The sequence below is a fragment of the Streptomyces sp. B3I8 genome, assembly GCF_030816915.1.
In the GTDB taxonomy this organism is placed as follows: Bacteria; Actinomycetota; Actinomycetes; order Streptomycetales; family Streptomycetaceae; genus Streptomyces.
The window spans coordinates 5,746,987-5,771,731 of sequence record NZ_JAUSYN010000002.1; the positions used below are offsets into that span (position 1 = coordinate 5,746,987).

The 24,745-nt window shown below is 75.3% G+C and carries 18 protein-coding genes and 1 pseudogene; 8 read left to right on the top strand and 11 right to left on the bottom strand.

Annotated elements, in window-relative coordinates; all coding sequences use genetic code 11:
• Window positions 1-49: 49 nt before the first annotated feature.
• Together QFZ64_RS27550 and QFZ64_RS27555 are read right to left on the bottom strand one after the other, a co-directional pair.
• Entirely contained in the window at window positions 50-649 is a 600-nt protein-coding gene (locus tag QFZ64_RS27550) for a histidine phosphatase family protein (protein WP_307070228.1), read from the bottom strand.
• A 103-nt stretch (window positions 650-752) separates the two neighbouring features.
• Window positions 753-1,961, bottom strand: coding sequence for a pyridoxal phosphate-dependent aminotransferase (locus QFZ64_RS27555; RefSeq protein ID WP_307070229.1), 1,209 nt, complete (start codon window positions 1,959-1,961; stop codon window positions 753-755).
• Between the two features lie 87 nt (window positions 1,962-2,048).
• On the opposite strand from QFZ64_RS27555, the gene QFZ64_RS27560 reads away from it, so the two are divergent.
• Window positions 2,049-2,693, top strand: a complete 645-nt coding sequence (locus QFZ64_RS27560; protein WP_307070230.1) for a helix-turn-helix domain-containing protein — start codon at window positions 2,049-2,051, stop codon at window positions 2,691-2,693.
• Between the two features lie 152 nt (window positions 2,694-2,845).
• Here QFZ64_RS27560 and QFZ64_RS27565 read toward each other — a convergent pair whose 3' ends face one another.
• The 3 genes from QFZ64_RS27565 to QFZ64_RS27575 are packed head-to-tail and all read right to left on the bottom strand — an operon-like array spanning window position 2,846 to window position 6,575.
• Window positions 2,846-3,673, bottom strand: coding sequence for a hypothetical protein (locus QFZ64_RS27565; protein ID WP_307070231.1), 828 nt, complete (start codon window positions 3,671-3,673; stop codon window positions 2,846-2,848).
• Window positions 3,673-4,938, bottom strand: a complete 1,266-nt coding sequence (locus QFZ64_RS27570; protein ID WP_307070232.1) for a VWA domain-containing protein — start codon at window positions 4,936-4,938, stop codon at window positions 3,673-3,675. Before QFZ64_RS27570 ends, QFZ64_RS27565 begins: the two co-directional genes overlap by 1 nt.
• A gap of 47 nt (window positions 4,939-4,985) precedes the next feature.
• Window positions 4,986-6,575 (bottom strand): IucA/IucC family protein, encoded by a 1,590-nt coding sequence (locus QFZ64_RS27575; protein WP_307070233.1) that lies wholly within the window; start codon window positions 6,573-6,575, stop codon window positions 4,986-4,988.
• Between the two features lie 174 nt (window positions 6,576-6,749).
• On the opposite strand from QFZ64_RS27575, the gene QFZ64_RS27580 reads away from it, so the two are divergent.
• On the top strand, window positions 6,750-8,363 hold the full coding sequence (locus QFZ64_RS27580; protein WP_307071893.1) for an IucA/IucC family siderophore biosynthesis protein: 1,614 nt from the start codon (window positions 6,750-6,752) through the stop codon (window positions 8,361-8,363).
• Window positions 8,364-8,421: 58 nt separating this feature from the next.
• Here the strand turns inward: QFZ64_RS27580 and QFZ64_RS27585 are convergent, their stop codons facing one another.
• Window positions 8,422-15,960 (bottom strand): SDR family NAD(P)-dependent oxidoreductase, encoded by a 7,539-nt coding sequence (locus tag QFZ64_RS27585; RefSeq protein ID WP_307070234.1) that lies wholly within the window; start codon window positions 15,958-15,960, stop codon window positions 8,422-8,424.
• A 159-nt stretch (window positions 15,961-16,119) separates the two neighbouring features.
• On the opposite strand from QFZ64_RS27585, the gene QFZ64_RS27590 reads away from it, so the two are divergent.
• Genes QFZ64_RS27590 through QFZ64_RS27615 form a run of 6 tightly spaced genes read left to right on the top strand, consistent with a single transcriptional unit; the run spans window position 16,120 to window position 22,369 of the window.
• Window positions 16,120-17,142, top strand: coding sequence for a 3-oxoacyl-ACP synthase III family protein (locus tag QFZ64_RS27590; RefSeq protein WP_307070235.1), 1,023 nt, complete (start codon window positions 16,120-16,122; stop codon window positions 17,140-17,142).
• Window positions 17,136-18,173, top strand: coding sequence for an alpha/beta fold hydrolase (locus tag QFZ64_RS27595; RefSeq protein WP_307070236.1), 1,038 nt, complete (start codon window positions 17,136-17,138; stop codon window positions 18,171-18,173). Before QFZ64_RS27590 ends, QFZ64_RS27595 begins: the two co-directional genes overlap by 7 nt.
• Window positions 18,170-19,774, top strand: a complete 1,605-nt coding sequence (locus tag QFZ64_RS27600) for an AMP-binding protein (RefSeq protein WP_307070237.1) — start codon at window positions 18,170-18,172, stop codon at window positions 19,772-19,774. The genes QFZ64_RS27595 and QFZ64_RS27600 overlap by 4 nt, the downstream gene beginning before the upstream one ends.
• The gene (locus QFZ64_RS27605) at window positions 19,771-20,910 is read left to right on the top strand and encodes an NAD-dependent epimerase/dehydratase family protein (RefSeq protein WP_307070238.1); all 1,140 of its coding nucleotides are present in this window, start codon (window positions 19,771-19,773) and stop codon (window positions 20,908-20,910) included. Before QFZ64_RS27600 ends, QFZ64_RS27605 begins: the two co-directional genes overlap by 4 nt.
• Window positions 20,874-21,134 carry a phosphopantetheine-binding protein gene (locus QFZ64_RS27610; RefSeq protein ID WP_307070239.1) on the top strand — a complete coding sequence of 87 codons (261 nt, stop codon included), beginning with the start codon at window positions 20,874-20,876 and terminating at the stop codon, window positions 21,132-21,134. The genes QFZ64_RS27605 and QFZ64_RS27610 overlap by 37 nt, the downstream gene beginning before the upstream one ends.
• Window positions 21,131-22,369, top strand: coding sequence for a beta-ketoacyl synthase (locus QFZ64_RS27615; RefSeq protein WP_307070240.1), 1,239 nt, complete (start codon window positions 21,131-21,133; stop codon window positions 22,367-22,369). The genes QFZ64_RS27610 and QFZ64_RS27615 overlap by 4 nt, the downstream gene beginning before the upstream one ends.
• Window positions 22,370-22,461: 92 nt before the next feature.
• Here QFZ64_RS27615 and QFZ64_RS27620 read toward each other — a convergent pair.
• From QFZ64_RS27620 to QFZ64_RS27640, 5 genes and pseudogenes are all read right to left on the bottom strand, one after another.
• Window positions 22,462-22,749 (bottom strand): annotated as a pseudogene (locus QFZ64_RS27620) (Fur family transcriptional regulator); the annotation flags it as partial.
• The gene (rpmF, locus tag QFZ64_RS27625) at window positions 22,746-22,916 is read right to left on the bottom strand and encodes a 50S ribosomal protein L32 (RefSeq protein ID WP_307070241.1); all 171 of its coding nucleotides are present in this window, start codon (window positions 22,914-22,916) and stop codon (window positions 22,746-22,748) included. The pseudogene QFZ64_RS27620 and the gene rpmF, both read right to left, overlap by 4 nt.
• A gap of 63 nt (window positions 22,917-22,979) precedes the next feature.
• Window positions 22,980-23,216 carry a 30S ribosomal protein S18 gene (gene rpsR, locus QFZ64_RS27630; RefSeq protein ID WP_307070242.1) on the bottom strand — a complete coding sequence of 79 codons (237 nt, stop codon included), beginning with the start codon at window positions 23,214-23,216 and terminating at the stop codon, window positions 22,980-22,982.
• Window positions 23,217-23,250: 34 nt separating this feature from the next.
• Window positions 23,251-24,402 carry a GTP-binding protein gene (locus tag QFZ64_RS27635; RefSeq protein WP_307070243.1) on the bottom strand — a complete coding sequence of 384 codons (1,152 nt, stop codon included), beginning with the start codon at window positions 24,400-24,402 and terminating at the stop codon, window positions 23,251-23,253.
• On the bottom strand, window positions 24,399-24,656 hold the full coding sequence (locus QFZ64_RS27640; RefSeq protein WP_307070244.1) for a type B 50S ribosomal protein L31: 258 nt from the start codon (window positions 24,654-24,656) through the stop codon (window positions 24,399-24,401). The genes QFZ64_RS27635 and QFZ64_RS27640 overlap by 4 nt, the downstream gene beginning before the upstream one ends.
• Window positions 24,657-24,745: the final 89 nt, after the last annotated feature.

Below are 24,745 nucleotides of genomic sequence, written 5' to 3' on the forward strand. Positions count from 1 at the left end.
GTGTCCCCGTGGACCGGCCGCCTCCCCCGAGACGGCCACGATCGGAAGACTACGAGGAGGGTCTGACATTCCAGCCGGCCACCACGTGCCGGCGGTGTTCCGTGCTGAGCCGGCTGAGCGTTCCCGTGCCGAGCTGGAACAGCGCGCCGTCCCGCGCGGGCAGGCCGAGGCGCCGGGCGGTGAGCACGCGCAGGAAGTGGCCGTGGGAGAAGACGACCACGCTGCCGGCGGAGTCGGCGAGCGCCGCGTCGATCTTGGCCAGCATCCGCTCGGCCCGGGCGCCGACCTCCTCGGGGCTCTCCCCGGGGTGCTCGGGCGGGCCGGCGGTGACGCCGTCCGTGAACAGGAACCAGTCCGGGCGGGTGCGGTGGATCTCGTGGGTCGTCACGCCCTCGTAGCCGCCGTAGTCCCACTCCCTCAGGTCCTCGTCGACCTGCGCGTCCGGCACACCCGCCAGCAGCGCGGTCTCCCGCGCCCGCTGCAACGGGCTGACGAACGCCGTCGCGATCCGGTGCGAGGCCACCAGCGGCGCCAGCCGCCGTGCCTGCTCACGACCGGTGTCGGTCAGCGGGATGTCGCTGGACCCGGTGTGCTTGCCCGAGCGCGACCACTCGGTCTCGCCGTGCCGTATCAACAGCAGGTCACCCATGTGCGATCCCTCCACCGCGCCTCTTGATCGACTTCGACTACAGGCTACGCCCGGCCGGGGTCCGGCCGCCGGGCGGGCGGGGGCGCCGGTCCGCCGGGCGGCGCTACTGCCGGTACCCGCTCAGGAAGCGTCCGATCCTGCTGATCGCCGCGTCCAGGTCGTCGGCGTACGGCAGGGTGAGGATGCGGAAGTGGTCGGGGCGGGGCCAGTTGAAGCCGGTGCCCTGGACGACCTGGATCTTCTCGCGCAGCAGCAGGTCCAGGACGAACTTCTCGTCGTCGTGGATCTTGTGCACGGCCGGGTCCAGACGCGGGAACGCGTACAGCGCGCCCTTCGGCCTGACGCAGGAGACGCCCGGGATCTCGTTGAGCTTCTCCCAGGCGCGGTCGCGCTGTTCGCGCAGCCTGCCGCCGGGCGCGGTCAGTTCGTGGATGGACTGCCGGCCGCCGAGCGCGGCCTGGATGGCGAACTGGGCGGGCGCGTTGGCGCACAGCCGCATGGAGGCCAGCATCGTCAGGCCTTCGAGGTAGTCGCGCGCGTGCTGCCGGGGGCCGGTCACCACCATCCAGCCCGAGCGGAACCCCGCCACCCGGTACGTCTTGGACAGGCCGCAGAAGGTCAGGACGACCAGGTCGGGGGCGAGGGCGGCGGCCGAGTGGTGCACGGCGTCGTCGTACAGGATCTGGTCGTAGATCTCGTCCGCGAACACCAGCAGGCCGTGCCGGCGGGCGAGGTCCAGGACGCCCTCGACGATCTCCTTGGGGTAGACCGCGCCCGTGGGGTTGTTCGGGTTGATGAGGACGAGGGCCTTCGTACGGTCCGTGATCTTCGACGCCATGTCGGCGAGGTCGGGGTTCCAGTCGGACTGCTCGTCGCACAGGTAGTGCACCGCCGTGCCGCCCGCGAGCGTGGTGACGGCGGTCCACAGCGGGAAGTCCGGGGCGGGGATGAGGATCTCGTCGCCGTCCTCGATCAGCGCCTGCACGGCCATCGAGACGAGTTCGGAGACGCCGTTGCCGAGGAGCACGTCGTCGACGCCGACCTCCAGCCCGAGGGCCTGGTAGCGCTGGGCGACCGCGCGGCGGGCGGAGAGGACACCGCGCGAGTCGGTGTAGCCGTGTGCCTGCGGCAGCATGCGGATCATGTCCTGGAGGATCTCCTCCGGCGCCTCGAAGCCGAACGCGGCGGGGTTGCCGGTGTTCAGGCGCAGCACGCTGTGGCCGGCCGCCTCCAGTGCGTCCGCGTGCTCGATCACCGGGCCGCGGATCTCGTAACAGACGTCGCTCAGCTTGCTCGACTGCCGGAACTCCATGCGTGTGCCGCCCCTCCGGAATGTGTGTTGCTTGGTTTTACCAAGTTGCCGCTTGGAAAGTCCAATGTCTTGTCTAGACTGCGTCGCATGTCACCTCGCCGAAGCTACGACCAGTACTGTTCCGCCGCCCGCGCGCTGGACGCCGTGGGCGACCGCTGGACCCTGCTGATCGTCCGTGAACTCCTGGCCGGACCGCGCCGTTACACCGACCTGCACGCGGACCTGCCGGGCGTCAGCACGGACGTACTCGCCTCTCGGCTGAAGGACATGGAGCGCGACGGCCTGACGACGCGCCGCCGGCTGCCGCCGCCGGGGGTGGCGTACGTGTACGAACTCACCGCGCGGGGACGGGAGTTGCTGCCGGTGCTGCTGGCGCTGGGGGAGTGGGGCGGGGCGCTGCTGGGTGAGCGCCGGCCGACGGACGCGGTGCGGGCGCACTGGTTCGCGCTGCCGCTGCTGCGGGTGCTGGAGGAGGAGGGGCCGGGCGAGGGGCTCGTCGAGGTGCGCCTGGAGGAGGGGAGGTTCCACCTCCGGCTGGGGGCGACGGAGACCGACGGGGCGGTGTACGGGGAGGGGGCGGGGGCCGGGGAGCCCGACGCCGTGCTCACGCTGGACGCGTCGGCGGTGACGGGGCTGGCGAGCGGTGAGCTCGCACTGCGTGCGGCCGTGGCGGAGGGTGTGGTGGGGGTGGAGGGGGACTCCGCGGTGGCGAAGGTGTTGCGGGGGGAGTAGGGGCGGGCCTCACCCCTGGGGACCTGCGGGGTGAGGCCCGCCGCGGTGTTGCCGCGGCGGGCCTCTGCGGGGCGGGGGGACCCCATGAGCGGGGGGAGACCCCCATCGCCCACCCGTGCCGCCCCGCGGCACGATTGCCCGCGGCCGGGTGGCTAGGGGCGGGGGCGGCCGTTGCCCTTGGTGAGGGCGTAGCCGCCGATGCCTGCCAGGGCGGCGAGGACGCCGCCGACCGCCGTCCAGATCCAGCGGTCGGTCCACCAGCCGGACGACCAGCCGTCGTCGGGGTCCAGGGAGGACAGCACCGCGGAGTCGTCCGACTCCTCGTCCGACGCCGACTTCACCGCGATCCCCGGGACCAGCGGCTTGCCCAGCGAGCCGTCCACCGCCGCCGAACCGCCGATGTCCTTGGAGTCGACCTCGACCTCCGCGCTCGCCGGCCGGCCCAGGTCGGCCGAGCCGACCGAGACCGCGGTGAGCCGGACGTAGTACGTGCCCGGCAGCGGGTCATCGGCCCACGGCTCCGCCCAGCCCCGTACGGTCCGCAGCGTGCAGGCCAGGTCGACCGAGGACGCCTCGGGCGTCACCGTCCGCGTCTGGGCGCCGTACTGGCACGCCTGGCGGCGCCGCAGCCCGTCGTAGACGTCGATCCGCCACGTCTGCCCGGCGCCGCGCTTGCCGGACTCCGGCAGCTTCACGGTCGCCTTCACCGTGGGCCGCTGCCCGAGGTCCGCGGGGAACGACCAGTACAGGTAGTCGCCCGTGGAACCGTTCGCCGTGGCCTTCTCGCCCTGCTCGATCTCCGTCGCCGTACGGAACGAGGTGCCCGCCGTCGTCGGCGCCGAGTCCCCGTCGGACGAGGCGCTGGACGTGGGCGACGGGGACTCGGCGGCCGCCGGGGCCACCGCCGCGCCCAGCATCAGCCCGGCCGCCGCCAGCACGCGTAGGGCTCCGACGCCTCTCACCACTCGTGTCCCTCGCATCAGTTGGACCTCCAGACGGTGACCCGCCAGCGCGACACCCAGCCCCACAGCAGGCCCGCCAGGAAGCCGACGAGCACCAGCGCGCCCAGCAGCCACCAGCCGCGCCCGAGACCGAAGGCGGCCACGTCGCCCGCCGAGTCCGGTCCGTCGACCACGTCGACCGTCAGCTCCAGCGGCAGACCGGGGGTGGTCTTCACGCCGGACGCGGGGGAGAAGGAGTTGGCGACCTCCAGGCACACCGTTTCCGGGGCGGCATCGTCGTCGTCGGACTCCGCCTTCGGGTAGCGCAGACCCGTCGACAGCGCGTCCGTGCGGCCGCTGCCGGTGGCCTCGCCGCGCACGATCTCGCGCCCGTGCGCGGTGAGCGCGCGCAGCGTCACGCCGTAGTCGGGGCCGACGGCGCGGTCGGCGGACACGCTCACCGAGGCGCGCAGTTCCTTGCCGGGCTCCACGGCCACCTTGTAGTAGCGGTGCCGGGCGAACTCCTCGCGGTCGGTGAACAGTCCCGACTTGAGTTCCGGCGCACTGGAGCACGCGGAGGCGCCCTCCACCGCCACCGGGGTGACGACCGGGTCGGCGGCGCGGTCCACCAACTGGCTGACCTTGTCGGTGAGCTGGTCGCGGTGCTCCACCGAGGTGTACGTGCCGCCGGTCGCCTCGGCGATGCAGCTGAGCTGCCGGTTCAGCTTGACATTGGGGACCAGGCCGAGGGTGTCGATGGTCAGGCCGATGCCCTTGGCCGCGATCTCGCGGGCCACCTCGCAGGGGTCGAGCGGGGCGCAGGTGTCCTCGCCGTCGCTGATGAGGACGATCCGCTTGGAGCCGTTGCCGCCGTCCAGGTCGTCGGCGGCCTTGAGCAGCGCGGGGCCGATCGGGGTCCAGCCGGTCGGGCTGAGCGTGGCGACCGCCGTCTTCGCCTCGGTGCGGTTCAGCGGGCCGACCGGGTAGAGCTGCGCGGTGTCCTTGCAGCCCGTTTTGCGGTCGTCGCCGGGATAGTCGGCGCCCAGGGTGCGGATGCCGAGCCGGACCTCCTCGGGGGTCGCGTCCAGGACCTCGTTGAACGCCTGCTTGGCCGCGGCCATCCGGGAGCCGCCGTCGATGTCCTTCGCGCGCATGGAGCCGCTGACGTCGAGGACGAGGTCCACCTTGGGCGCGTCCCGGTCCGCCGTCTCGTCGGCGGCGGCGCCGGACGGGACGGCGACACCCGTCGCCAGGGCGGCGAGCAGGGCGCACACGCCCACCGCCAGCCGTTGTCTTGTGATCATCGGCGGATCCTATTGATCGCAGGGCTCCACCAACAAAACGGTCCCCCTCAACGCGCCCGCTCGTACAGCGGGTTGGGCAGGGCCGCCCAGAGGTCGCCGGTCCGGCCGGGAGTGAGCCGCATGAGCGTCAACGCCTTCGCGGGAAGGGTGACGTGACTCAACACCTCCAGGTCGGGAGTGTGCGCCAGATCCGGCACGGCGGCGGCCAGCGCCTCGCCCAGCGCCGTGTGCGAGCCGGCGGTCGCCGCGAGCGCCCCGGCGACGAGCGAGCCGAACAGCTTGCGGCGCAGGGCCGTCGGGTCGTCGGTCACCAGACGCCCCGTCAACTCCCCGGCCGACAGGCCGTGCCGGGCCATGCGGGCCGGGCTGACCCTGATGTCCGCGAGGTCGCGGTAGATCATCCGCAGCGGGGCGCCGGTGGCCGCGTCGAGGACGACCAGCAGGTTCTGGCCGTGTGCCTCCAGTGCCACGCCCAGGTCCAGCAGCCGCAGCCCCACGGTGAGCGTCAGCCGCGCGAAGTCGGCCAGCCAGGCCGGGGAGCGGGGCAGCCCGGTCGCGGGCAGCGCCGCCACCGGCAGGACGCGCTCGCCGGGACCCGCGTACCGCTCCGGCGGTTCGCGCAGCACCGCCGCGAGATCGGGCGAGCCGGTGGTGACGGCGCCCAGCGTGCGGGTGACGTGCAGCAGCCCGTCGGTGCGGCCGGCGACCGACGCGACCAGCGCCGAGACCGCCGCCGCCGTCCGCACCGAGTACGGCGATATGTCCCGCACGGAGGACGTCAGCCGCGCGCTCAGGGCCGTCTTCACATGCGGGCCCCCGTCGGGGAGGGCGAGCGTGCGCAGGGACATCAGCGGCCGGGCCGCGGGGCCGTCGGTGACGGGAAGCCGCCGGTCCAGCACGTGCGCCCGCTGCCACGGGTGGACGGGGATCAGCACCCGCCCGCCGTCCCGCAGCCGGGCCGGCCACTCCCCGGTGACCTCGCAGTCGTCCACCGCCGCCAGCCCCAGCCGCACCACCGGCCGGTGCTCGGGCCCGTACGCGAGCTGCTCGGCGACCGAGAAACCGGGGCGGGAGCGGCACCCCGGGTGGTAGGGATGCCCGTCGACGACCCGCTGCTCCCACGCCCAGACGGGGGTGGGGGGTACGTCCGCGGGACCGACGTGGCCGTGGTCGCGGTGCTCGCGGTGGTCGCGGTGGTCCGGGCCGTCCCGGTCCTCCCGGTCCGCCCACTCCTCCCGGTCCGCCCGGGACAGCGCCAACGAGGCCGTACCCGCGTCCAGTTCGGCCGCGAAGCCGGCGCCGTGCGGGACGCCGAGAGCGGCCAGCAGGGCGGCCGGGCGGTCGTAGGGCGTGTCGTCCAGCCGGACCTCCGTGACGTGGTCGGCCGTCGCGTACGGGTCGGAGGGCGGGCCGTGCAGCCGCCGCCCGTCGGCGAGGCGCAGTACCAGCGCGTCGTACGCCCGCTCGCGCCCGGTGATCCACGGCAGCGGCTCGTGCGCCAGCGCCCGCCACAACCGGGTCAGCACCGCGGCCCGGGCGCCCGGCAGCGCCCGCGTGTACGGGACGGACAGCGCGGGCCGTACGGCCTCCAGCGCGGCGACCGGCTCTGCTTCGGCATCGCTGACGGGACGGGACACGGCGGGGCTCCTCGGAACGGGCGACAGGACCGGTCTCCCGGGGCGCGGACCGCACGCGGGGGCTTCCGGCCCGGTTCGGCCCGATCACGGCTTCGCCGGATGCGTCGGCGGGAGACATACTGATCACCAGTGCACCGTACGGAACGAAGGGATCCCGTGGACCCCCAGCTCCCGATGCCGCCCGTGCTCCCGGACCCGCCGCCCCGCGCTCCCTACGAACCTCCCGTGGGTCCCGGGGACGCCCCCGGCGCGACCGCCGGCGCCTCCGGTACGGCCGACGACGATCCCGGTGCGGCGGCCGGGGCCCCGGACGCGGCAGCCGACGCCCTCGGCGCCGCCGCCGACGCCTACGCGGCCGCACCGTTGCTCAACTGCCTGCTGCGGGAGGCCGCCGAGCCCACGGACGTGCCCGGCGTCCACCGGCTGCGCGCCAGCGGCCGGCTGCTGCGTGTACGCGGCGCCCGCCGCCCCCGCGACCCCGAACTGCGCGCCGCCGGGGCCTGGCACCGGCTCACCCACACCGAACTGGTCAAACTCGTCACCGAGGAACTGCGCCGGTACACCGGCCGGACCAACCTCGAGCTGCCCGGCGAAATGCTCGACAGCCGGGCCGCCGTCGCCGCGCTGCTCACCGCCCGGGCCGGCGCCGTCCCGCCCGACGACCTCTATCTGCGCTCCGAGCAGTCCCTGCTCACCGGCCACCCCCACCACCCCGCCCCCAAGGCGCGCGGCGGCGGCCCGGTCACCGGGTGGCTGCCGTACGCGCCGGAGGCGTACGCCCACTTCCCGCTCGTCCTGCTCGGTGTGCGCGAGGACGCGGTGGTGGAGGAGGGCGACACGCGCGCCCTCGACGCGCTGGGCGAGGCCCCGCCCGGCTACCGGCTGCTCCCGGCGCACCCCTGGCAGCTCGACCTGGTCGGCGGCCCGGAGTTGCGGGCCGCCTTCGCCGACGGCCGGCTGGTCCGGCTCGGCCGCACCGACGGCGACCTGTGGCCGACGGCCGCCGTGCGCACGCTCTACGCGCCCGGCCCCGACCTCTTCCTCAAGTTCAGCCTCGACGTGCGCATCACCAACGACATCCGCCGGCTGTGGCGGCACGACCTGCGCCGGCTGCGCGGTACGGACGCGGCCGTGACGGCGGCGTTCGCCGCGCTGCCCGGGCCGGCGGCGTGGCTCGGCGACCGCGGCTACCGCACCGCCGGCTTCGCGTTCGAGGAACTCGCGGTGCTGGTGCGCGACGGGCTGCGCGGCCATGTGCTGCCCGGCACGACACCGCTGCTGGCCGCCGCGCTGGTCGAGGGCTTCGAGGGCAGCCCGCTGGACCGGCTCGCCGACCCGGCGGCCTGGTGGGAGGCGTACCTCGGGCAGGTCGTGCCACCGGTGCTGGAGGCGTTCGACCGGCACGGGGTGGTGCTGGAGGCGCATCTGCAGAACGCGCTGGTCGCGGTCGACGCCGCGGGCACGCCGGTGCAGGCGCTGTTCCGTGACGCGGAGGGCGTGAAACTGGTCGCGGAGGCGGGGCGGGCGGCCGGGTGGGAGCGGCTGGTGTACTGCCTGGTCGTCAACCACCTCGGCGAGGTCGCGGAGTCACTGGGGGAGCGGTTCGCGGGATTCGACCCGTGGCCGCCCGTGCGGGAGGCACTGCGGCGGCACGCGGTGCGGGAGACGGCGGGGCTGCTCGACGCGCCGACGCTGCCGGGCAAGACCAACCTGCTGCTGCGGTGGACGGGAGCGGACGGGGCGGCGGCGCGCTACGCCCCCGTCCCCAATCCGCTGCGCGAGCGGTGACGGGGAGCCGGTACGGCGGGGGCGGGTACGGTGCCCTCCGCCCCCGCCCGGCGCCTTCCTAACGAGGCTCCAGACGCTGGTGGATCAGCCGGGCCAGGTGGGCGAGCGTGCGGCCCGTGGCCAGGTCCGCCGGGGCCAGCCGGATGTCGAAGAGATCCCTCGCCCGGACCAGGAACTGCATGCCCAGGAGCGAGTCCAGACCGTAGTCGGTGACGTTGCGCGTCGGGTCGAGGTCGGCAGGGTCGGTCTGCAGGACGGCCGCGAGGAGCCGGAGCACGGTGTCGGTGATCTTCTCCAGGGCCTCGTCCTCCGGCAGGTCCCGCAGCGTGCGCAGCAGTTCGTCGCGGGCGTCCGGCGAGGTCGTCGAGGACGACGGGGCGAGGTGGGCGAAGCGCGGGGTGGCCAGGGCCGGCAGCAGATGACGGGCGGCGCCCCAGCGGTAGCGGCCCGCCCCGGCGACGTCGGCACCGGCCGCCAGCAACCGGTCGGCGGTGGTCAGCACCTCGTCCGCGGTGAGGAGTTCCAGGCCGCGTCCGGTCATGGCGCCGCCCATGCCGCTGCGGGCGACATACCCCGTCCCGCCGATCGGGCCCCACGCAAGGGCCGTACCCGCGCGCCCCGCCGCACGCCGGGCACGGGCGAGGGCCTCCAGATAGGCGTTGGCCGCCGCGTACGCGGACTGGCCGGGGTTGCCGATGGCGGCGGAGACGGAGGAGTGGCCGAGGAACAGGTCCAGGTCCGGGGCCCGTTCGGCGGTCAGGCGGTCCAGCAGTGCCGCGCCGCCCGCCTTGGGTGCCAGTACGGCGGCGAACCGCTCGCCGTCCAGATCCGCCAGCGCCGCGTCGTCCAGATGCATCGCCGCGTGCACCAGGCCCCGCAGCGGGTGCCCGGTGGCGCCGACGGCGTCCAGGACCCGGCGCACCGCGGCCTCGTCGGTGACGTCGGCGGCGTACGCGGTGGCCCGAACGCCCCGTGTCGCGAGGTCGCGCAGGAGCGCGGGCGCCTCAGGGGCGTCGGAGCCGCGGCGGGAGACCAGCGCGAGGTGCCGGGCGCCGCCTTCGGCCAGCCGGCGGGCGGTGGCGGCGCCGAGTCCGCTCAGCCCGCCGGTGATCAGATAGGTGCCCTCGCCGTCGAGCCGCGGGACGCCGGGAGCGGGCTCCACCGGGACGGGTTCGTCCAGGGGATCGAAGGAGACGACGACCTTGCCCGTGTGCCGGGAGTGCTGGAGCAGGTGGAAGGCCTCGTCGACCCGGGCGGCGGGATGAATCGTGTGGGGGAGTGGCCGGTACGCGCCGGAGCCGACCTCCGCTTCGAAGTCCGCGAGCAGCCGGGAGCGCAGGGCCGGGGAGTCGATCACGGCGTCGAGGTTGAAGCCGATGAAGGTGAGGCTGCGGTCGAAGGGGCGCAGCGTGACCGGGTTGTTGAGGTAGATGTCCCGCTTGCCGAGTTCGACGAACCGGCCGTTGGGGCGCAGCAGTTCGAGACCCCGGGCGATGGCCTCGCCGCTGAGCGAGTTCACGACGACGTCCACGCCCCGGCCGTCGGTCAGTTCCCGCACCCGGGGGACGAAGTCCAGGCTGCGGGAGTCCAGCACGTCCGTGACGCCGAGGGTACGCAGCAGGTCGCGCTTGGTCTCGGTGCCGGCGGTGGCGAGGACGCGGGCGCCCTGCCGACGGGCGCACTGCAGCACGGCGAGGCCGACCGCGCCCGCTCCGCCGTGCACCAGCACGGTCTCCCCGGCGGCGAGGCGGGCCTTGTTGACCAGCGTCTCGTGGACGGTGAGGAAGGCGACGGGGAAGGTCGCGGCCTCGGCGAAGCTCACGCCGTCGGGGATGCGCACGAGGGCGGCTGCCGGTGACGTCGCGTGCGAGGCGAGCGCGGCGGGCACCAGGCCGCAGACCCGGTCCCCGGGCGTCAGCCCGGTGACTCCCTCGCCCACGGCGCGGACGATCCCGGCGCCGTCGGTGCCCAGCCCGCGGCCGATCGGGCTGTTCTCCACGGCCTCGGGGGGCAGCAGGCCGTTGGCCCGCATGGGGTCGCGGTAGTTCAGGGCCACGGCCCGCATCTCCAGGGCCACCTCACCCGGTCCGGGCTCGGGGAGATCCATGGCGCGCCACACCAGCCGCCGGTGCAGACCGGGGTCGCGGGCCTCCAGGACGTACGGGACGGCGGGGCCTGCGGTGGCGGGCGGCGGTTCGTCCGCCCGGTGCTGGACCTGCCGGGGCACGAAGCGGCCGCGCGCGGTCAGGACGATCTCGTCCTCCTGGGCGCCCGGCTCGTCGTCGGGGGCGAGGAGTTCCCCGGCCAGGCGGTCGGCATCCGCCTCGGGGGCGCCGACGCGGTGGCACGACAGGCGCCGCAGACTCAGGTCGGGACGCTCGTTGGCGAGCGAACGGCAGGCCGCCCAGACCGCCGCGTCGACCGGGTGCGAGGGCTGCTCCGGAGCCGGGAAGAGACCGGTGGGGCGAGTGACGAGCCAGATCCTCGGGGTGTCGCTGCCCACCGAGCCGTTGCCGTTGCCGCCGTTGCCGCTGTCGGGGCCGTCGCAGGCGGTGGCCAGCGCGCGCAGCAGGGCCGCGCGACGGGTGGTGCGCGTGACCACCTCGTCCCCGTCCCCGTCCCCGTCGTCCGACCCGGGCTCGGCGAGCAGCAGGACGACGCGCGGGCCGGCCCCCGCGGGCGCGGCCCCGGAGCCCACCCCCAGGACCGGCGCCCACTCGGCCGCCGTCTCCGGTGCCGTGACGACCGTCGCCCGGCCGAGACGGGCGGCCAGCGCCCGTGCCGTCGCCGTCTCCGTGGCGTCCTCCACGGCCACCACCCACGCGGCGCCGGGAAGCGGGCCCGGCGCCTTCGCCGCCGTCTCCGCCGTGTCGTCGTGGTCCGCCGCCGCGAGGAGCACGGAGCGGTCCTCGGGCCCGGTCTGCGCCACGGCCGGGAAACCGCACCGCCGCAGCAGCGGGGCCCATCGGGCGCGGGGAAGGACGCGGCAGTCGGGGCGCAGCGCGTGGTCGCCGCGCTCCCAGAAGTCGTCCAGCATGCCGGACAGCAGCGCCTGGAGCCGGACGTCGTGCGGTTCGACGGCCAGCAGGTGGCCCCCGGGGGCGAGGACGGTGTGCAGTCGGCGCAGGGTCGCGGCCAGGTCGGCCGTGCCGTGCAGCGCGTCGCCCGCGAGGACGAGGTCGAAACCGCCCCGGGGCAGCCCCTGGTCCACCGGGTCGCCGTTCGGGTCCAGGAAGCGGTACTCGACGACGTCGTAGGCGGCGAAACGGTGTTCGGCGCGGGCGAGCGTGCTCTGGGCCGGTGCCGTGCAGGTGTACAGGGTGCGATCGGCCGGCAGCAGCGGCAGGACCGCCGCCGTCAGGGCGGTCGTGGCCGCGCCGATCTCCAGGACGCGCAGCGGCCGGTCGGCGGGCCAGTGGGCGACGAGCTCCCCGAGCAGCGCCTGTACGGCACGGTGGGCGAACCGGTGGGCGGGCCCGGTCTCCTGGAGCTGCTCGTGGGCACCGTCCCCGGGGGACAGGAGCGCGCCCGCGTCCACGCGGCCGCGCACGACGTCGGGGAGCCGGCGCAACAGCCGGTTGAGGATCAGCGTCTCGGCGCCGTACGCGGGATGGTCCTCCACCAGTTCACGCAGGCACGCCTCGGACCGGATCCCGGTGCCGGTGAGCCGCAGGCTCTCCCCCTCCTGCCGGACGAGGCCGTGCTCGGTCAGCAGGGGGAGCAGCAGCCGGGCCGCCCGCCGGTGCCGGGGCTGCATGCCCCCGGCCACCAGGTCGGCCGTCGAGAACGGGGCCGCCGGGTCGGCGAGCAGACCGTGCAGCGTCCCGGCCCAGCAGTGGGCGCCGGCCCGTGCGGCGGCGGCCACGAACCGGGCGTGGCCGGTGTCGTCCAGGGCGGCGCGGGCGGCGGCCAGGCGCCCCTCGACGGCGCTCATCACCTCGGTGGGCGCGGGCAGTGGCGAGGGCGCGGCGGGCGTCCCCGGCCGTGGCGCGGCCCGCAGGACCGTGCGCTGGACGGTCAGCGGGGTGTGCTCGGTCAGGTGGCCGCGCCGGGTGCGGCAGCCGTCGATCTCGACGGTGACCGTGCCGTCCGGGTCGGCGTAGGTGATGTCCCAGCAGATCTCGTTGGCGCTGCGGCTGCGCCGGCGCAGGTGCACCACCCCGGTGGGCGACGGGGTGCGCCACACCCGTACGGCGCCGAACACGGTCGGCAGGAACGCGGCGGACTCCGCGTCCGGCCCGGCGAGCGCCACGGTGGCCTGCAACGGCGCGTCGAGCAGCACCGGGTGGGCGGTGTAGACGCGGGCATCGGCGTCGGCGTCGGAACCGGCATCTGTGTCGGCGGTGTGCGGCAGTCGGTACGAGACCAGGGCCTCGCCGTCGCCGGTGTCGACGCGGTCGATGAGCTGGAAGGCGGGCCCGCAGTTGAGCCCGATGCCGTGGCACTTCTCGTAGAACTCCGCCCCGTCCAGCGTCCGTCGGCAGCGGTCACGGAGCGCGTCGACGGCCAGCGGCGCCGGTGCCGTGCCGAGGAGGGTGCGGACCTGGGCGCGTACGACGGGCCGGCACTCCCCGCCGTGCTCCTCGCGGACGCTGACGGTCAGTGCCCCGTCGTCCGGGGTGAGCGCCGTCTGCAGGGCGACCGGCGTCGGGTCCGGCCACGGCACGGACAGCGGCCGGCCGATCTCCAGGTGCCGTACCTCGACCGGCCGGTCCAGGGCCCGCCGGCCGGCGCTCAGCGCCATCTCGACGTAGGCGGCCGCCGGCATGAGGACGTCCTCGCCGATCCGGTGGTCGCCGAGCCAGGGCACGAGCTGCGGCTCGACGGTGCCGTGCCAGACGGGGTGCGGGGCGGGCATCCGCTCACCCACCAGCGGGTGGTCCAGCAGACCGCTGCCGGTGGCGCGGACGACCAGATCCTGCGGGGTGCCGTGCCAGTACCGCTCGTGCTGCCACGCGTAGGCGGGCAGGTCGAGGACGCGGCCCGGCCGCGGGAAGTGGTGGTGCCAGTCGGTGCCGGTGTCGGTGGCGAGCACGGCGGCGACGGCCGCCGCGGTCTCGCGCACGCCGTCCCCGTCCCGGTGCAGGGTGCCGACGCTCACGGTGCCGGTGCGGCGCAGATACGGGCGCAGCACCGGGTGCGGGCCGACCTCGACGAGGACACCGGCGTGCTCGGCGGCGAGAACGGCGGCGGCCGCCGCGAACCGGACGGGCTCGCGGACGTTGCGCCACCAGTACGCGGCGTCGAGCTCCGGCCCGTCCAGCGGGGTTCCGGTGACGGTGGAGACGAACGGGACGCGGGCCGGGGCGGGGGCGAGTCCCGCGAGGGCGGTGAGCAGCGGCTCCCGGATGGGGTCCATGGCCCGGCTGTGGAAGGCGTAGTCCAGCGCGAGTTCGCGGAAGAAGACACCGCGCGCGGTCAGGTCCGCCCCCCAGGCCGCCAGCGCGTCGGCGTCCCCGGCGACGGTCACGTCACGCTCGCTGTTGACGCCCGCGATCTCCAGCGCGCCCCCGTGAGCGCGCAGTTCCTCGCGTGCCCGGTCCTCGGGCAGGCCGACGGCGGCCATCCGGCCCCGGCCGGCCGTGGCGCCCTGGGTCCGGCTGCGTTCGGCGATCACCAGCGCCGCCTGCTCCAGGGTGAGGACACCGGCGGCGTGCGCGGCGGCGACCTCGCCGACGCTGTGCCCGGCCACCGCGCACGGGCGCACACCGTGCGAGGCCAGCAGCGCGGTCAGGCCCACCTGCACGGCGAACAGGGCGGGTTGGGCGATCTCCGTGCGCTGCCAGGACGCGGGACGGGGATGCGCCAGCTCCTTGGCCACCGACCGGCCGAGGTGGGGCGCCAGGGCCGCGTCCGCCTCCTCGACGGCCGCGCGGAACACCGGCTCCCGCTTCAGCAGGTCGGCGCCCATGCCCGGCCACTGGGAGGCGTTCCCGGAGTACACGAACGCGGTCCCGCCCCGCTCGGCCGTGCGGACGACGGCTCCCCGGGCGGGCTCCGCGGCCGTCAGCAGCTCCAACTGCCGGGCGGCGTCCCGCGGATCGGCGGCCAGGACGGCGGCGCGGTGAGGGTGCGCGGTGCGCCGTACGGTGCTGGTGTGGGCGAGGTCGTAGAACTCCCCGGGCGCGGTGTTCCGCAGCCGCTCGGCCATGCGGGCGGTCATCTCCTTGAGTGCCTTCGGGGAGCGCGCGGAGACCACCAGCGGCAGCGGGGCCGGAACCGGTTCCCGGCCCGGCGTCGACACCGACACCGGCGCCGACACCGGTCCCGATTCCGGGCCCGGCACCGCCCCCGGCTCCCGGTCCGCGGGCGGCAGGGTGACCACGACATGCGCGTTGGCCCCGCCGAAGCCGAACGCGGACACGCCCACGGCGGCCCGCGGCCCCACCGTCAGCGGGACGGGCTCGACGGCGGGGGCGAGCCCCAGGCCGTCGAAGTCGATCGCGGGGTTGAGGGGGAGGGCGTGCAGCGACGCCGGCACCATCCGGTGGCGCAGCACCAGGATCGCCTTGAGCAGGGCCGGCATCCCGGAGGCGGGCTCCAGATGGCCGAGGTTGGACTTCACCGAGCCGATCGGCAGCGGCCCGCCGCTGCGGCGCCGGCCCAGCGCCCGCCCGATGGCCTCGGCCTCCACCGGGTCCCCGACCTGGGTCCCGGTGCCGTGGGCCTCGACGTACACGAGGTCGTCGGGGTCGATCCCGGCCTCCCCGTACACCGTGTGCAGCAGCGCCTCCTGCGTCTCGGAGCTGGGCACGATCAGGCCCGTGCTGCGGCCGTCGGTGTTGTTGCCGGTGGCGGCCAGCACGGCGTGCACCCGGTCGCCGTCGGCCAGCGCGTCCGTGAGCCGCTTGAGGACGAGCACCGCGCCGCCCTCCGCCCGCACGAAACCGTCGGCCTCGGCGGAGAACGCGGCGCAGCGGCCGCGCCGCGACAGCATGCCCGCGTAGGAGAACCCGGCGAACGGATAGGGCGTCGACAGCACGTTGACGCCGCCGGCCAGCGCGACCCGGCCGGTGCCCTCGCGCAGGGTGCGGCAGGCGCGGTCGAGGGCGACCAGGGCGGAGGAGCAGGCCGTGTCCACCGCCATGCTCGGACCGCGCAGGTCGAAGGCGTACGACAGGCGGTTCGCGGTGAGGGACAGGGTGGCGCCGGGCATGGTGTGCGGACTGGTGTGGTCCTGCATCATCGACAGGGTCACCCCGTAACCGGGGTCGGAGACACCCACGTACACGCAGGTGTCCGACCCGGCGAGCGACCCGGCGGGCAGCGCCGCGTCGTCGAGCGCCTCGGCGGCCATCTCCAGGAGCAGCCGCTGCTGCGGGTCGATGTGCCGGGCCTCGGCGGGCGACATGCCGAAGTAGGCCGCGTCGAACGAGGCGACGTCCGTGAGGAAGCCGCCGGCGGCGGTGTAACTGCGGCCGGGGCGCACGGTCTCCGGGTCCACCACGCGCTGCCGGGGGAGCCGGTCGGCGGGCATCTCCCCGACCATGTCCCGCCCGTCGCGCAGCACGGACCACAGTCCGTCCAGATCCGTGATGCCTCCGGGGAGCCGACAACCGATCCCCACCACCGCCACGGCCCGTTCGCACTGCTCCATGCCAAATCCCCGCCCTCTCGCGCCGTTTGCGCACCTTGGTAGCGAAGTGAAGAGGGGCGCCGTACGGAAAAGCCAGTCATGACCACTCGTTGTGGTGAAGACCGCCGCACAGAGGGATTTTCGGCGCGAGCGCGGCGAGGGCGCCGCTACGGTGACGCGGTGCCCGAAGCCCTCCGTGCCCGCATCGCCGCCGTCTCCGCTCATCTGCCGTCCCACTACCGGACCATGGACGAGATCCGTGCCCGGATCGCCGGTACCGGCGGCTACGCGCCCCCGCCCGGACTGCTCGAAGACCTCACCGGGGTCCGCGGCGTCCATGTGCACGAAGACGGCGAGAACGCCTCCGACCTCGCCGTGGCCGCCGCCCGCACGGCGCTCGACGAGGCGGGCCTCGCCATCGGCGACATCGACCTGCTGCTGTTCGCCGCCACCGCGCAGGACCTGGTCGAACCCGCCACCTCCCACCTCGTGGCCACCAAACTCGGCGCCTCCTGCCCGGTGTTCGACATCAAGAACGCCTGCAACAGCGTGCTCAACGCCATGGAAGTGGCCGCCTCGTTCATCGAGACCGGCCGCTACCGCACGGTCCTCATCGCCTGCGGCGAACCCGCCACCCTGGCCACCCGCTGGCACGCCCCCGACCGTCAGGCCCTCCTGCGCGCACTGCCCGGCTACACCGCCTCCGACGCGGGCGCCGCGCTCGTCCTCACCGCCGGTCCCGCGGGCGAGGACGACCCCGGCATCCTCGCCCTGCGGTTCGCCGGCAACTCCGACGCCTGGGAGGCCTGCACGGTGTCCGGCGGCGGCAGCATGCACCACCTCTCCACGCACGACGACCACACCACGCTGCGCCTGAACGGCGACCTGCGCCAGGGCGCGCTCGACGCCCTGCCGCGCATCCTGGAGGCCGCCGGGAAGGAACTCGAAGCGGTGGGCTCCAGCGCCTTCGTCGCCTTCCACCAGATCGCCATGCCGCAGTACCGGGAGATGATCGAGCTGCTCTCCCTGCCCGAGGACCGCTGCATGCCCGCGGTGGCCGAGCACGGCAACTGCGCCGCTGCCTCCCTCCCGTTGCAACTGGTCAAGGCGCGGGAGGCCGACCGCATCGAGCGCGGCGACCTGGTGACGATGATCGGCCTGGCCAGCGGGTTCAGCTTCGGCCTGGCACTGGTCCGGTGGTGACCGCGAAGGCCGACGGCCCGCCCGCCGGTCGCCCGCCGCTGCCGGGCGACCCCGGGCGGCCCGCGCTCGACGATCACCCCGGGCGGTCGGCGCTCCCCGGTGACCCCGCACGGTCGGCGCTCCCCGGCCGCTCCGGCCCGCCGATGCTCCCCGGTTACCCCTCGCCCCGGCACTGGCGGCGGGTGCCGGCCACCGGACAGCACTACCTCGACCTCGGCACCGGCCGGCCCGTGCTCCTCCTGCACGGCAACCCGTCGTGGAGCTACGTCTGGCGCAAGCTGCTGCACCTGCTCTCGCCGCACGCCCGCTGCCTCGCCCCCGATCTGCCCGGCTTCGGCCTCTCCCGGCACATGCGCCCCTCGGACGGGGTGCCCGACCCCTACGAGGCCCAACTGGAGTGCCTGGACAGCCTCTACCGCCACCTGGTGCGCGAGGCGGGCCTGCCCGAACAGGGCTGGACGTTCGTCCTGCACGACTGGGGCGGCCCGCTCGGTGCCGCCTGGTCCCTGCGCAACCCGGGCGTGGTGTCCCGCCTCGTCGTCTGCAACACCGTGGCCTTCCCCTTCCCGGACGGCTTCGCGCTGCCGTACTACCTGCGCTGGATCCGCGACCACCGGCCGGTCGCCGAACTGGTCCACCTCACCAACGCGTTCGCCCGCATCGCCGTGCGCGCCGGGGTCCACCACCCGCTGCCGTCCGCCGAACGCCGGGCGCTGCTGCGGCCGCACGCCCGCCGCGCGGAACGCCGGGCGCTCACCGACGCCGTCCGGGCGATCCCCCGGGACCCCGCGGACCCGGCCTGGCGGATGCTCGAACCGCCCGACGGAGGCGCCGGCCTGGCCGCGCTGCCGCTGCTCGTCGCCTGGGGCATGCGCGACCCCGTCTTCACCCCGGCGCTGCTGGAGGAGTGGATCCGCCGCTTCCCCCACGCCGACGTCCACCGCTTCCCCGACGCCGGGCACTACGTGATGGAGGACGCCGCACCCCGACTGGCCGACCGCATCCGGGACTTCCTCCAGGAGACCGCATGATCCTCTCCGTGCCCGGCTTCGCCGCACACCTGGCCGACCGGCCCGACGACACCGCCCTCATCCGCTGCCGCAGGGGAACCTCCCGGACGACCGGCAGGGGCGAGCTGGTGCGGGACTGCCACCGGCTCGCGCGGACGCTGTACGACGCCGGGGTGCGCCCCGGCCACAAGGCGGTCGTGATGACGCGCGACGCCTACGACCTGACCACCCTCGCGTACGCGCTCGGCGTCCTCGGCGCCGTCCCCGTACTGATCGAACCGCGTGCGGAGGTGGGCCGTTGCCTGGAGGACGTCGCCCCGGACGTCTTCATCGGCGAACCCCTGGCCCATCTGGGGCGCCGGGTCCTCGGCTGGGGGCGGGCACATGTGCGCGTCCCGCTGGTCATCGGTGCGGCGCCGGGTGCGCTGGGGAGGCGGCTGGAGGTGCACGGGGACACGTCGATCCCGGCCCCGTCACCCTCGTCGGCGGCGCCTTCGTCGCTGCGGGCACAGGACCCCGACGGCGACCCGCTCGCCATGATCGCCTTCACCTCCGGCTCCACCGGACGTCCCAAGGGCGCCGAGTACCGTCACACCACCCTGGCCGGACAGATCGACGCGCTGAGGACCCTGCTCGACCCCCGGCCCGACGACGTGCTCCTCGCCGGGTTCCTGCCGGTCGCGCTGCTCGGCCCGCTCCTGGGGCCGGTCACCGTCGCCCCGGCCGTCAACCACCTCGCGCCCGCCCGCACACCGCCGAGGGAGCTCGTCGGGCCCGTCCTCCAGCACCGGGTCACCACGATCCTGGCGTCCCCCGCCGTCCTCGCCCTCCTCGCCGGCCACTGCGCACGCCACCGCCTCACCCTGCCCTCGGTCCGGCGGATTCTCTCCTTCGGCGCCCCCCTGCGCACCGGGCTCGCCGACGCCCTGCGCGCCGCCGTGCCCGTGGACGCCGAGATCCTCAGCGTCTACGGCGCCACCGAGTGCCTGCCCGTCTCCGCGCTCGACGACCACACCCTGCGGACTTCCCGCCTCGCCCCGCCCGCCGGGCACGCCGGCACCTGCCTGGGCCGGCCGCTGCCCGGCGTCCACGCGCGCATCCTCGACGCCGACGCCACCGGGCTCGGCGAGATCGCCGTCGCCGGTCCCACCGTCAGCCCCGCCTACCACGCGCGCCCCGACGCCGACGCCGTCACCAAGAGCGCCACCGGCCACGGCGTACTGCACCGCACCGGAGACCTGGGCCGGCTGGACGACGAGGGCCGGCTGTGGTTCCTCGGACGCAAGGCCCACCTGGTCACCGGCGCAGGTTTCACCCTGCCCACCGAGGACCTCGAGGCCGCGGCGGACACGGCCTCCGGCGTGCGCCGCACCGCCCTCGTGGGAGCCGGCCCGGCGGTGTGCCAACTGCCCGTCCTGTGCGTCGAGTCGCTGCCCTCCGTGACACGCGCCGACGCCCTGGCGGCCGTACGCGCCGTACTGGCGGACCACCCCGACGGCCACCGGGTCGGCGCCGTACTGCCGCACCGCCGATTCCCGGTCGATCCCCGGCACAACTCCAAGATCGACCGCATGCGCCTGGCCGGCTGGGCGACCCGGCGGCTGCGCGGGAGGTTCCGATGACGGACCCGGACCTGCGGGGGCTGAAGGTACTGGTCACCGGGGGGAGCGGCTTCCTCGGACGGGAACTGTGCCGCCTTCTCGGCGCCCACGGCGCGGTCGTCTCCTCCCTCGCCCGCCGCCCCAGCGCCGCGCTGCGGCGACTGCGCGTCCCGCAGCACCTGGGCGACCTCACCGACGCCGACGCCGTCTCCCGTGCCGTGGCCGGGTGCGGCGCCGTCGTCCACAACGCGGCCCTCGCCGGGGTCAGCGGCCCGGCGCGGCCGTACTGGTCGGCCAACGTCGTCGGCACCCGTCAGGTGATCGCGCAGTGCCGTGCCCACGGTGTCCGCGCACTGGTGTACACCTCGACCGCCAGTGTCGCCTTCCGGCCCGGCGGCCTGGAGGGCGCCACCGAGCAGGCGTACCCGACCCCCTGCCGCCTGGCCGCCTACCCCGCCACCAAGGCCCGCGCCGAGGCGCTGGTGCTGGCCGCGCACGGCCCGGAGCTGGCCACCGTCTCGCTGCGCCCGCACATCATCTGGGGGCCGGGCGACCCCCACTTCGCCCCCGCCCTCCTGCGCGCCGTGCGGGCCGGCCGCCTGCTGATGCCCGGCGACGGCGGCAACCTCGTCGACACCACGCATGTCCGCACCGCCGCACACGCCCATCTGCTCGCCCTCGACCGGCTGCGACGGACGCCGGCGGCGGACACCCCGGCGATCGGCGGCCGCGCCTACTTCATCTCCCAGGGCGACCCGCGCCCCCTGCGGGAGATCGCCGCGCACTTCCTGCGCGCCGCCGGCGTCGACGCCCGCTGGCACGCCGTGCCGCCCCGGCTCGCCACCGCCGCGGCCGCCGTCGGCGACACCGTCCTGCGCGTGACCCGCAGCACCCGCACCCACGCCCTGAGCCGCTTCCTGGTCGCGGAACTGCTGACCCCGCACCACTTCGACCTCACCGCGGCCCGCCGCGACCTCGGCTTCGAGCCGCCGATCGGCTTCGACGAGGGGATCGCGGAACTCACCCGGACCGCCCCGGACGACGGCCACGGCAACGAGGCAGGTCACCCCGCCGAAGCCGGCCCTTCCGACGAAGACAGCCACCACCCCCAGGAGTCGCCGTGCCGGACACCTACGACACCGTCCGATCCGTCCTGACCGATACCTTCCGCGTGCCGGGGACGGACATCGAACCCGGCCGCACGCTGGGGCAGCTCGACCTGGACTCGCTGGCCCTCGCGGAGCTGGCGCTCGTCCTGCACGAACGCCTCGGGGTGCGGATCGACGGCGAGTACGCCTCCCGGGACACGACCGTCGACCGACTGGCCGGCCACCTCGCCTCGTTGTGCGCGGGCGGCAGCGGCGCGGTGGCGTCCTCGTGACCGCCGGTACGACCGCTCCCGTCGCCGTCACCGGCCTCGGCCTGCTCACCCCTGCGGGCGACGGCACCGACGCCACCTGGGACGGGGTCCGGCGCGGTCTGGGCACGGCGGCCCACGATCCGGCGCTGCACGGCCTCCCCGTGGACTTCTCCTGCCGTGTCCCCCTGTCGTCCGAGGAACTGGGCCGGCGGATCGGACGCGCCGCCTGGCGCATGGCGCGGAACTCGGGGCTCGCGGTCCTCGCCGCCCGCGAGGCGGTCCTCGACGCCGGCCTCGACCCCGGGAGCTGGGACGGTGACCGGGTCGCCGTCGTCCTCGGCTGCGGACTGGGCGCGGACGCCGAACGCGAGGCGCAGGCCGTGCGGCTGTGGGAATCCGGCCCCGAGGCGGTCTCCGCGCTCACCTCCGCCCTCGTCCTGTCGAACATGGCGAGCGGCGAGGTCTCCATCGACCTCGGTGCCCGCGGTCCCGTCCTCGCCCCGAACACCGCCTGCGCCTCCGGCGGCAGCGCCCTCGCCGTGGCCCGCGACCTCCTCGCCGCCGGGCGGTGCGACATCGCCGTCGCGGGGGCCACCGAGGCCGCCGTGACCCCGCTCGTCTGCGCCGGTTTCTGGCGGGCCGGCGCCCTGTCCCGGCGCACCGGCACCCCCGTCGGCGCGTCCCGGCCGTTCGCCGCCGACCGCGACGGCTTCGTCCTGGCGGAGGGCGCCGGCGTGCTCGTGCTGGAGCGCACCGGGGACGCGGCCGCCCGCGGGGCCCGTGTCCGCGCCCTCCTGGTGGGGTGCGGCAGCACCGCGGACGCCCACCACCCCACCGCGCCCGCACCCGGCGCCCGGGGCGCGGAGGCGGCCCTGCGCACCGCCCTGGCGGACGCCGGACTCGCGCCGCACGACGTCGATCACGTCAATGCCCACGGCACCTCCACCCCCCTGGGTGACGCCGGGGAGGCGGCCCTGATCGCCCGGGTCCTGCCGCACCGACCCAGCGTCACCGCGCCCAAGGGCGTCCTCGGTCACGGCCTGGGCGCGGCGGGGGCGATCGAGGCGGCGCTGACCGTCCTCACCCTCCAGCACCGCACGGTGCCCCCGATCGCCAACCTGGGCGCCCCGGCGCCCGAGTTCGACCTCGACTGCGTCAGCAAGGAACCCCGGCGGCAGGACGTCCGGGTGGCCGTCAGCCACTCCTTCGGCTTCGGTGGCCACAACGTCGTCCTCGCCCTGGCCAGGGCCTTCTGACCGGAGCGGCGGTTCCCGCGGGCGCCGTACGGTGCGCACGCGCCGTGGGGGCATCGGGGAAGCACGACGGTCGGACTGAGGCCGCACACGCGGCAGACGAGACAGTGGCGATGGCCGTCCGAGGGGCGCGGGCGGTACAGGCGTTCCCCGGACTGCTCGCGGACGACGTCCACGTGCCCTTCCCACTCCAGCACGCGCAGGGTCCGGTACGCCGTGGTCAGCCCCACCAGGGCGCCGCCGGCGTCCAGTCGGGCGTGCAGCTCGCGCGCGGAGACGAACGTGCTGGAGTCCCGGAGGGCCCGGAGGACCGCGGCGCGCTGCCGGGTGTACCGCCGGGGGGAGGGGGCTCGCCGGTCGGCGTGCGGCCCTTCACGGGTCAGTCCTGCGGGTGCAGGAGGCCGCGCTCGTACGCCTTCCTGAGGTGCTGGGGCACCAGGTGGGTGCTGCCGTCGACGGTGACGGGGACGAGTGCGGGGGTGTTCGCCTTCCACTGGGCGCGGCGGTGGCGGGTGTTGCTGCGGGACATCCTGCGCTTGGGCACTGCCATGGTGAGGCTCCTTCTGACGGATGGACGGACGGTCGGGTGGTTGGTCGGAGTCGGGTGGGCGGGTCAGCGGTTGGCGTACGGCAGCAGGGCCATCTCGCGGGCGTTCTTGATGGCCGCGGCCAGTCGGCGCTGCTGCTGCCGGCTGACCCGGGTGACGCGGCGGCTGCGGACCTTGCCGCGGTCGGACAGGAACTTCCGCAGCAGGTCGGTGTCCTTGTAGTCGATGTAGGTGATGCCGGCCACGTCGAGCGGGTTCGGCCGGTTCTTGCGGGCGGGAGCGGGCTTGCCGGTCCGGGGCATGGTGGTTCCTCGTCGGAAGGAGGTGCGGCGATGGTCAGGCGGCGAAGTCGAGCAGTTCGTCGAATCCGGTGGGCCGGGACGACGTGTCGGGCCCCGCGGCGAGTTCGGCGTCGGTGAGAAGGCAGGAGTCGAGCAGGTGGAGCAGCCCCTCCCGGTCGAGGTCGGGGGAGGTGAACACGAGGTGCTGGCAGCGGTCGCCGTGTTCGGGGTGCCAGTCGAGGGCGGCCGCGGCGCGGCGTTCGGGCGACACCGTCTCCCAGGCCGCGTCCGGCAGCGAGGCCATCCAGGGCCCGGCGCTCTCCACGCACAGGGCACCTCCGGCGGCGTCCCAGGCGAGCAGGGTGTCGGGCCGGTCCGCGAGCCAGAACCGTCCGCGGCTGCGGGCCGCCGCACAGCACAGGTCCTCCAGCGCGTCGTAGAGCCGCCCCGCGTGGAAGGGGCGGCGGCGCTGCCAGACGAGGGTGCTGACGCCGTGTGCGTGGCAGTCGTGGGGGAGGCGGGCGCAGGCCGGATGCGACGCGGCCGCGGCCGCGTCCACGTCGAAGCCGGCGACGGCGGCCGCGCCCAGCATTCCCGAGGTGAGGGGGACGCGCTCGGCGGTCGGATGCAACTGCCGCAGGAGCGCGAGGTCGTCGAGGCCGGTGTCGTCACTGTCGGACACGGCGAGGACGGGTACGTACTCCAGTTGGCGGGCGAAGGTGTCGGCCACGGTGCGCCGGTCCGTCGCGGACGCGGCGAGCCCGGCCTCCGCGAGATCGTCGCCGTTGGACAGGCAGGCCAGGACGAGGGAGGGGTCCACGGCCGTCATCACGTTGGTCAGCCGGAAGGCACCGTCGCCGTGCGCCGCTATCACCTCGGCCATGCCCCGGGGCTCGACGGAGTCCCACAGTTCCACCACCGCGAGGCGGGTGAGACCGCTGCCGGCGAGACGCTCCAGTTCGGGCACGAGGTCCTCGCGCAGCGCGCAGCAGGGGCAGTCGTCGACCAGGGGCGTCTCGCCCCAGGACAGCTCGCCGGTGGCGTCGCGGACGCTGCGGCGCACTTCGCCCGCGGGGCCCGCGGACAGGTCGTGCAGGAGGGCGACGCTGCCGGGCACCTCGCGCAGTATCCGCTCGACCGCGGCACGGCGGGCTTCGGCGTGCAGACCGCTCACGACCACCACGGCCATCGGTTCCCCGGAGATCATCGGCGGCCCCTCCCCGTCCCGTAGCGGCGCTCGAACCGCTCGACGCGCCCGGCGGTGTCCAGGACGCGCTGGGTGCCGGTGTAGAAGGGGTGGCTCGCCGAGGAGATCTCCACGTCGACGACCGGGTAGGTCTGTCCGTCCTCCCACTCGACGGTGTGGTCGCTGGTCATGGTCGAGCGGGTGAGGAAGGCGAAGTCACCGGCCTTGTCGCGGAAGACGACCGGGCGGTACTCGGGGTGGATTCCGGGCTTCACGGGATGCTCCTTGAGGGAGGGCAGGGAGGGCAGGGAGGGCAGGGAAGGCAGGGAAGGCAGGGAAGGCAGGGAAGGCAGGGAAGGCAGGG